Origin of the sequence: Neoroseomonas rubea (assembly GCF_016106015.1) — a bacterium.
Classification (GTDB): domain Bacteria; phylum Pseudomonadota; class Alphaproteobacteria; order Acetobacterales; family Acetobacteraceae; genus Neoroseomonas; species Neoroseomonas rubea.
In genome coordinates this window covers 1-7,768 of sequence record NZ_JACADQ010000184.1, presented here as the reverse complement: position 1 = coordinate 7,768, position 7,768 = coordinate 1, and the positions used below count along the sequence as shown (strand labels likewise).

Below are 7,768 nucleotides of genomic sequence, written 5' to 3'. Positions count from 1 at the left end.
GCTGCCGGCGGGGGCAGGCGCGTCGCGGCGGCGAGGTCGCTCAGCACGTTCTCGGTGGTCGGGGCGCTCTCCGGCTGGACGGCCGCAACCGTCGCCGTGGACCGCGGCGCGGCCGCCATGGCGGCCGGCGCGCCGGGGTCGAGGATGTCGACAACGAGCTTCGGCCCGTGGTGGAAATGGCGGAAGCGGGCGCCTTCGCGCGCCGCGATCCGCACTTCTCCGCCCGTCGCGGCAAGCCCGAGCACGTTGCGCGGCGGCGCGGACACCGCGCCGACCATCGGGCGCCCCGGCTCGGCGAAGCGCAGGACCAGCGTGTCGCCCTCGACCGTGGCCTGGTAGTCGGTGCGCGCGCTCCAGTCGAAGACGACGCGGCCATAGCCCGGATGGCTGCCGACGCGGACGCCGACCGCCGGCGCATCGGAGGCGGCGACGGGATCACCCGCCGCCGCGCTCCGCGCCGGTTCGGCGGACAGGGCCAGAAGGGGAAAGGCCGAGACCGCCGCCAACAGGAGAAGCCGTCCGGAGTTGGCCGTACCTGCCCGCAGGGGGCGGGAGCCGTTCTCCCCGGTGAAGCGCACCAGCATCATCGAAAGGTAACCTCCTGCTGCGACCCGCCCTGGATGATGCGCATGCGCGGCGCCGCCGGCGCGGGTGCCTGGGGCCCGGTGAGGGCCGACGAGACATCCGAACCGAACACGAGGGAGGGCCGCGGCGCGGAGGCCTCGGGCACGCCCTCGATCGACCGAACGACCAGCGAGATGCGCCCAAGCTGCATCGCGACCGCCACCCGTTCCGCCTGTTCCGGCGTCACTTCGAGCGTCACGGTGCGGGCAACGACACGTCCCGCCGTGGCATCCGTGCCGCTGTGGCTGATCTGCTGGTCCACCGCAATCACCCGGACTGCCGACAGGATGGTCTCGCCCACGACTCGCCGTCCAGGCGATTCTTGGCCCCCGGCCTGCAGGTTCTGGGTCAGGATCAGGTCGACCTCGTCGCCCGGCCAGATCAGGCCGGAGGCGCCAGTGACGACATCGACGCCGATCGAGATCGCGCGCGTGCCGGGCCGCAGCACGGCGGCAAGGAAGCCGCGGTCCCGCGGGCGCAGCACGTCGGTGCGGATGATCGGCGTGTTCGGATCGACGAAGCGGCGCAGCAGCGCGCCGCGCAGTTCGGCGAGCGCTTCCCCGCCGCCGACGAAGGCGCCCTCGGGCACCGAGTCGCCGGGGATCTCCATCTCCCGCAGGTCGTCGTCCTTCAGCAGCGTGCCGATGGACAGCGGCCTGGCCGCGACGACCATCCGCACCCGGGGCACGGGCGCGACGGTGGGGGGTGCTTCCACGCGCACGACCTGCTGGGGCTGGCCGGCGGGCTGCATCAGCTGCAGCGCCAGGATGCCGAGGCCGGTGGCGCTCAGCACGAGGGAGAAGACAACGAGAAGCCGTAGGAACATGGCTCAGGCTCCCGGCAGATTGAGGAGGACAAGGGTGCCGCCGATCGCGATCGCGACGGCGTAGGGAAGCGGGCCGCGGCGGCGAACGCGCCGCGCCTCGACCGCCAGGACGCGGCGGAGAAGCGGACCGCCGGGCGCGAGGCGGGTCTCGGGCACGAGGTAGCGCCCCAGGATATAGGCCAAGCCCAGCACGCCGCCCGCGAACACCGTCGCGACGACGAAGGACCAGGTCTCGAAGGGCGACAGGCCCGCGGCCAGCGCCGCCATCAATTTAACGTCACCACCCCCGAGCAGCCCGCGCATCGCGAGCGGCAGCAGCAGGGCGAAGACGCCAAGGGCGACGAGAAGGGAGATGCCGGCCTCCGCCCACCCGACCGTCACGCGCGCGACGATGCCGGCGGCGAGGATGCAGATGGAGATCCCGTCGGGGATCAGGCGCGTCGCAATGTCGCGCGCTGCGGCAAAGCAGAGCAGCGGTATCGCGACAATCTGGAGAAGCAGCACGCCGCTCATCTTGGTCCTGACCCGATCGGGTGGGGTGTGCGCCGCCGTCCGCGTCTAGCGGGCGGCCGCCGGCAGGGAGGCCTGGGTGGAGGTGAGGACGGTCCCGGCGTCGCTGAAGGCATTGACCAGGTAGGGAGAGAAACCGAGCACGGCACCGCCGACGATGATGACGACACCCACGGCGAGAATGGCGTATTCCGCCGCCGTCACACCCCGCGTGTCGCGCATATGACGAACGAGACGGCGTAAATTTCTGGTCAACCGATCCTGCATTGTGCAGCCCCGTCTCCCGAGTGATGCGAATGATCGTCGTATTCTGACCGGACCATTACGACACAAGCCATTCAAACCCAAGGGTCGACCGGCCTGCTCGCGGGCGCCTCGATCGGCCCCGCTGCGACGCCCTGGCACCACGGGCCTTCGCCCCCCCCCATCGCGGCAGTGTGATGGAGGCCGGGACCCTCGCCCGCATCACGATCGGCGGGCGGGGGTCAGGCGGACGCCCCATCGGGGGCCCGGATCCGCCGCCTTCGGCGGGATCCGGGCGAAGACCGATGGGGAAGGCAGCGTCAGCGGCTGATCGAGCCCTGCGTGCTGGTGATCTGCGTGCCGATCGCGGTGAAGGCGGTGTTCAGGGCCGGCGCGAAGGCGAGCACGGCGCCGCCCACCACGATGACCACGCCGACGGCGAGGATGGCGTACTCGGCCGCGGTCACGCCCTTGCGGTCGGAAGCGGCGCCACGGAGAGAGGCGAAGAGCTTGCGGATCATGGTGTTCCCCTTCGGTAAAAAGCGTACGAGCCGGTTGCGGACCACCCGCCCCGTGCCCGCTCGTCTGGGCGCCTTTCGGGGCTGGTGGGAGGCGGCACTCACGAAACCGTTAGCGCTCACCTTGAGACGGACTAAACAATTTCGTTAAGCGAGTGTCAACGCTAAATTTTGAGATTCAGCGTTTTTTTGAGTTTCTTCGCGCCACTGGCGCGGAAAATTGCTCAGATCAGCTGGCAGTCTTTTCGCTCAAGTGAATGTTTTATCGAAGAATTTTTGGCGCACACCCGGAGGTTGTGGACCATCCGCCAGAGGCGACGAAATTCTGGATCTCGCAACCATTCGGGCTCGATCGCGCCCGGGACCGACCGCGACTTCCTTAACGAAGCGACTCCGAATGGACCGCAGCACCGCCGAGCGGCAGCTCCGGCGACCGGGCGTTCACCGCAGCCAGGCCGACCCCTACAGGCTTCGGAAGATGTCGCGCCGCATCGATGGCCAGCCAGCTAAGGCCAGCGAGCGCGGGAAGGCCTCGACGCCGAGGCATTCGGCGCCCAACGGCAAACCCGGCGACCACGCGCGCACCAGGGCCAAGCCGCCCCCGCACAGGATTGGGAAGATATCGCGCGCATCGATGGCCGGCCAGGCACGGCCAGCAGGCGCGGGAAGGCCAGGACGCCGAGGCATTCGGCGCCGGCCGGAAGGCGCCGGCGCACGGGGCGCCGGCGCATCGCGGGTCAGCGGGCGCGGACGGAGGTCTGCGTGCTGGTGATCTGCGTGCCGATCGCGGTGAAGGCGGTGTTCAGGGCCGGCGCGAAGGCGAGCACGGCGCCGCCCACCACGATGACCACGCCGACGGCGAGGATGGCGTACTCGGCCGCGGTCACGCCCTTGCGGTCGGAAGCGGCGCCACGGAGAGAGGCGAAGAGCTTGCGGATCATGGGTCAATTCCGTCTGCTGGGCGCGCGCGGCGCCACCGGTCGTTGGGGCCCCCACCCAGGCTCGGCATCGTTCTGCGCGAACCGGGGCGGCGGTGCGGTCGGGCCTGGCTGGCAACCATCTCGATCCGCTGCTGACATATAAACAATCTACTAATTCTCCTGTCCATCTTTAATTTTAGAACATCCTCGAAAAAACGATCAAACCTCCGTTTGACCTGGGATACGATCGTCTTCACAATTTCGTGATGTTCGCGATCGTGCCGCTGGACGCACTCCCGCAGCCATCCGCCCGAAAACCGCCAACAGGCGCGATCACGCCCGATCCGCGAGCCGCCCCGCGCGCAGACCGCCACACCGCGCCGGTCCCATCCGCGTGGCGGTGTTCGACATTTTGTGATTGAACGGGCGACAAGCGATCACGTATTTGTTATCTCGATTACCGAAACACGATCGATCGACCCATGCCCGCAAAACAACGTCCAGCCGCGATCCGATGGCTCCCCCGGTCGAGGCCCGCCGGGCGCCGTGGCTCCATCGCCGTGGCCCTCGCCGTCAGCGCGACCGCGCTGCTCGGCATGGCCGCGCTCGCCAGCGAGGCCGGTACCTGGCTCACGGTCCGCCGCAATGCCCAGGGCGCCGCGGATGCCGGCGCGATCGCCGGCATCTACGCCCTGACCCAGGTCGGCACGAGCGAGGTCGACAGCCGCGTCCGGGAGGTGGTGACCCGCAACGGGTTCACCAACGGCACCAACGTGACCGTCACGGTCGAGACCGGCCTCTGGTCGGGCGGCGCCTTCGCCACGCCGGCGCCGGGCGGCCAGGCGCCCAACGCGGTGCGCGTCCAGGTGACGCAGCCGCAGACGATGGTGCTGGCGCGCCTCATCAGCACCGTCGCGCCGATCGCCTGGGGCGGGGCCGTGGCCGCGCGGACCCCGGGCGGGCCGGCCTGCGTGCTCTCCGTCCCGCCGCCGGGCGGCGGGACGACGCAGGTCGACGGCAGCGTCTACATCTCCGGCAGCAACGCGCTGAACGCGCCGAACTGCCTGATCGCGTCGAACAAGCCGGGGCGGCGTTCCATCGAACTCGGGAACAACGCCGCGGGAAGCCTGATCGCCGCCGCGCTGCGCGCGCACGGCCAGTGCTACAACTGCGACGATGTGCCCGAGGCCAATGTCCCCGGTGGCACCGCATCGGGCGCGCCGCTCACGGAAAACCCCTTCGAGGACCTCGACGACCGCACGGTGAACCCGATCCCGCGCTTCACGGGGAACGCCTGCGTCGAGCCCACCTATCGCGACGCCCGGAACAACATCCTGCGCGGCAACGGGAACAACGAGCCGAATGGCTGGGTCACGATGACGCTGACCAGCGTCACGAACCGCAACGCGGTGCCCCGCGACTACACCGCGACCTGCGGCCGCAACGTGCAGATCGGCGCCGGCCAGACCCTGCGCCTGACGCCGGGCACGTACTATTTCAGCGGCGCGAGCCTGATCCAGACCGGCGGCCGGATCGTCTGCGACGGCTGTTCCGTCGCCGGGCGGGCTGGCGTGACCCTGGTCTTCACGGGCAATTCCTCCAACGACGTCGGCGCCATCCGCCTGACCGGCGGCACCTTCGAGCTGATCGCGCCGGGCACCGGCAACGGCGCGCCCGCGGCCTATGACGGCGTCGCCATCTATCGCGACAACGCCGGCGCGGTCCGCAACGCGGCCGGCGACAACATCCGCATCGAGGGCAATTCCGGCAGCACCCTGTTCGGCGGCGTCTACGCGCCGACCAGCGAGATCCAGCTCGTCGGCACCGCGACCATGAATCCCCCGCCCGGCGCGTCCGACGGCTGCATGTCGATCGTCGGCGGGCGCATCAGCCTCAGCGGCAATTCGGCGATGAACGTGAATGCCTGCCAGGCCTACGGCACGGGGGTTGCGCAGATCTGGACCGTGAGGCTCGTCCAATGACCATCACCTCCCTCCTCCGTCGCCGCGACCGCGCTGCCTCGGCCCTCGAATTCGTGCTGGTGATGCCGATCGTCGTGCTCGTCATGTTCGCCGTGGCCGATTTCGGCAACGCCATGCAGCAGGCGATCCGGATGGAATCGGCCGCCCGCGCCGGGGCGCAGATCGCCTTCTCGAATCCCACCGCGACGACGCAGATCCGCGACACGGTGCGCGCGCATCTGGGCAATCCGCCGCTCGCCACGTCCTGCGTGGACGGCGTGGGCAATGGCGTCTGCATCACGCCGCTCAGCTGGTGCCAGTGCGGCAGCGCCGCGGTCAGCTACGCCAACCGCGTGGACTGCGACACGGAGCAGAATGGCTGCACGCTCCGCCAGTATGTCTCGATTACCGTCACCCGGCCCTATTCGCCGATCATCGTCGTCCCCGTCACCACGCTGCGCGGCAATGTCGAAGTCCGTGTCCTCTAGCCGCCACGCCGTCTCCTGCCGCCGCGGCGTCGCGGCGGTGGAATTCGCCGTCGTCGCCGGCCTCTTCTTCCTCACGCTGCTCGCGGCCATCGACCTCGGCCGCTACTACATGACGATCCAGGGCATGAGGAACTTCATCGCGGATGCGGAGCGGTTCGGCATCGTCAACCTCAGCGGCAATGTCGAGGTCTGCCGGACGGACCTGGTGAACCAGATGGGCCGCGGCGGCGTGGTGACGCGCTACGTGACCGCGACCGGCACGCAGGCCGACCCCTTGGGGGTCTGCGTCCGGCGCGCCGAGGCGGCGAACGGCAACGTGACGGTCACGGTGACCACGCGCATCCGCTTTGCCTTCGTGGTCAATCCCTTCGGCGTGGGCCAGCAAAGCTTCAACGACGACGCGACGGTCACCTTCCGGCTGTAGCCGCGCAGGGCTACAGCACCATCCCATCACACTAGAATCAGTGTGCTCGCAGTGTGCTCGGATTTCGTGCTGTAGAATCAATGGTTTCCAGAACAGGACATCCGAGCAGCCGTTTCCGGCTGATCGGATATTGCTCTAGGCTCCCGCGCACCCCGCTTTCCGGGAAAGGAGCCAACCCATGCGCCTCGGCCAGGGCGAGACCGCCCGCCCCACCACCCGCCTGCGCGCGCTGATTGCCGAGCACCGGCCTCTCGTCGTCCCCGGCTGCTTCAACGCCATGTCGGCCCGCATCCTCGAGAATGCCGGCTTCCCGGCGCTCTACATGTCGGGCTACGGCACCTCGCTCAACCTGCTCGGCCTGCCCGATGCGGGCCTGGCGACACTCACCGAGATGGCGCTGAACGCGCGGCTGATCGCTTCAGCGGTCCGTGTTCCGCTGATCGCCGATGCGGATACCGGCTTCGGCAACGCCATCAACGTCGTGCGCACGGTCGAGGAGTATATCCGCGGCGGCGTCGCCGGCCTGCATCTGGAAGACCAGGTCGCGCCCAAGCGCTGCGGCCATGTCGCTGGGCGGGAGGTGATCGGGCGGGAGGAAGCGGTGCTCAAGGTCCGCGCCGCCGCCCGCACGCGCGACGCGCTCGACCCGGACTTCGTGCTGATCGCGCGCACCGATGCGCGCGGCGCGCATGGGGGTTCGCTGGATGAGGCGATCGGCCGCGCCAACGCCTTCCTCGATGCCGGCGCCGACCTCGCCTTCGTCGAAGGGCCGAAGGACGAGGCCGAGGTCGAGCGGATCGGGCGCGAGGTGAAGGGCCCGGTCTTCTACAACATGACCGGCATCTCCCCGCGCCTGTCGGCCGAGCGCATGGCGGAACTGGGCATCCGCGTCTGCATCCTGCCGGGGGCGGCGATGCGGGCGACGATCATGGCGATCCATGATTTCGCGATGGCGCTGAAGGCCGGCGGGCCGATGGCCGAGGCGGAGTACGACGCGCGGTTCAAGGCGCACCCGATGGGCAACCTGCACGGCTTCTCGGGCTTCGACCGGATCCGGGAAATGGAAGCCGAGTTCCTCGGGGCGGACAGCGCGCGGAAGTACGAGGGCGGGCTGGGGTACGCGCCGAAGGCCGCCGAGTGAAGGTCGGGGGAGGATGAACCTCCCCCGAACCCCCTCCCTTCTTTGTCTGCTTGGTTCCAAAAAAGGTTGAGGGGGGAACGGGCGCCCATCGGCGTTGCGCAGCGACGTCGATG

At 69.4% G+C, this 7,768-nt stretch carries 10 protein-coding genes; 4 read left to right on the top strand and 6 right to left on the bottom strand.

Annotation, left to right across the window (positions count from 1 at the left end):
- The 6 genes from HW577_RS16135 to HW577_RS16110 form a co-directional block, all read right to left on the bottom strand.
- On the bottom strand, positions 1-587 hold a 587-nt coding region (locus tag HW577_RS16135; RefSeq protein WP_419956592.1), incomplete at its 3' end, for a hypothetical protein.
- A complete protein-coding gene (gene cpaB / locus HW577_RS16130; protein ID WP_198377176.1) occupies positions 584-1,450 on the bottom strand; it encodes a Flp pilus assembly protein CpaB in 867 nt (288 codons plus the stop codon). The genes cpaB and HW577_RS16135, both read right to left, overlap by 4 nt.
- A gap of 3 nt (positions 1,451-1,453) precedes the next feature.
- Positions 1,454-1,963: an A24 family peptidase gene (locus HW577_RS16125; protein ID WP_198377175.1), complete on the bottom strand. Its 510-nt coding sequence runs from the start codon at positions 1,961-1,963 to the stop codon at positions 1,454-1,456.
- Between the two features lie 45 nt (positions 1,964-2,008).
- Positions 2,009-2,182, bottom strand: coding sequence for a Flp family type IVb pilin (locus HW577_RS16120; RefSeq protein ID WP_198377174.1), 174 nt, complete (start codon positions 2,180-2,182; stop codon positions 2,009-2,011).
- Between the two features lie 341 nt (positions 2,183-2,523).
- Positions 2,524-2,724 (bottom strand): Flp family type IVb pilin, encoded by a 201-nt coding sequence (locus tag HW577_RS16115; protein WP_198377173.1) that lies wholly within the window; start codon positions 2,722-2,724, stop codon positions 2,524-2,526.
- A 734-nt stretch (positions 2,725-3,458) separates the two neighbouring features.
- Positions 3,459-3,662 carry a Flp family type IVb pilin gene (locus HW577_RS16110; protein ID WP_198377172.1) on the bottom strand — a complete coding sequence of 68 codons (204 nt, stop codon included), beginning with the start codon at positions 3,660-3,662 and terminating at the stop codon, positions 3,459-3,461.
- A gap of 539 nt (positions 3,663-4,201) precedes the next feature.
- On the opposite strand from HW577_RS16110, the gene HW577_RS16105 reads away from it, so the two are divergent.
- From HW577_RS16105 to HW577_RS16090, 4 genes are all read left to right on the top strand, one after another.
- The gene (locus HW577_RS16105) at positions 4,202-5,623 is read left to right on the top strand and encodes a TadG family pilus assembly protein (protein ID WP_198377171.1); all 1,422 of its coding nucleotides are present in this window, start codon (positions 4,202-4,204) and stop codon (positions 5,621-5,623) included.
- Positions 5,620-6,090: a TadE/TadG family type IV pilus assembly protein gene (locus tag HW577_RS16100; RefSeq protein ID WP_198377170.1), complete on the top strand. Its 471-nt coding sequence runs from the start codon at positions 5,620-5,622 to the stop codon at positions 6,088-6,090. Before HW577_RS16105 ends, HW577_RS16100 begins: the two co-directional genes overlap by 4 nt.
- Positions 6,080-6,514, top strand: coding sequence for a TadE/TadG family type IV pilus assembly protein (locus tag HW577_RS16095; protein ID WP_198377169.1), 435 nt, complete (start codon positions 6,080-6,082; stop codon positions 6,512-6,514). Before HW577_RS16100 ends, HW577_RS16095 begins: the two co-directional genes overlap by 11 nt.
- A 178-nt stretch (positions 6,515-6,692) precedes the next feature.
- On the top strand, positions 6,693-7,655 hold the full coding sequence (locus HW577_RS16090) for an isocitrate lyase/PEP mutase family protein (protein WP_198377168.1): 963 nt from the start codon (positions 6,693-6,695) through the stop codon (positions 7,653-7,655).
- The last annotated feature ends 113 nt before the right edge of the window (positions 7,656-7,768 follow it).

Coding starts and splice junctions, on each gene's coding strand:
- cpaB (WP_198377176.1), bottom strand. CDS start 1,450: ATGTTCCTACGGCTTCTCGTTGTCTTCTCCCTCGTGCTGAGCGCCACC.
- HW577_RS16100 (WP_198377170.1), top strand. CDS start 5,620: ATGACCATCACCTCCCTCCTCCGTCGCCGCGACCGCGCTGCCTCGGCC.
- HW577_RS16090 (WP_198377168.1), top strand. CDS start 6,693: ATGCGCCTCGGCCAGGGCGAGACCGCCCGCCCCACCACCCGCCTGCGC.
- HW577_RS16110 (WP_198377172.1), bottom strand. CDS start 3,662: ATGATCCGCAAGCTCTTCGCCTCTCTCCGTGGCGCCGCTTCCGACCGC.
- HW577_RS16120 (WP_198377174.1), bottom strand. CDS start 2,182: ATGCGCGACACGCGGGGTGTGACGGCGGCGGAATACGCCATTCTCGCC.
- HW577_RS16125 (WP_198377175.1), bottom strand. CDS start 1,963: ATGAGCGGCGTGCTGCTTCTCCAGATTGTCGCGATACCGCTGCTCTGC.
- HW577_RS16115 (WP_198377173.1), bottom strand. CDS start 2,724: ATGATCCGCAAGCTCTTCGCCTCTCTCCGTGGCGCCGCTTCCGACCGC.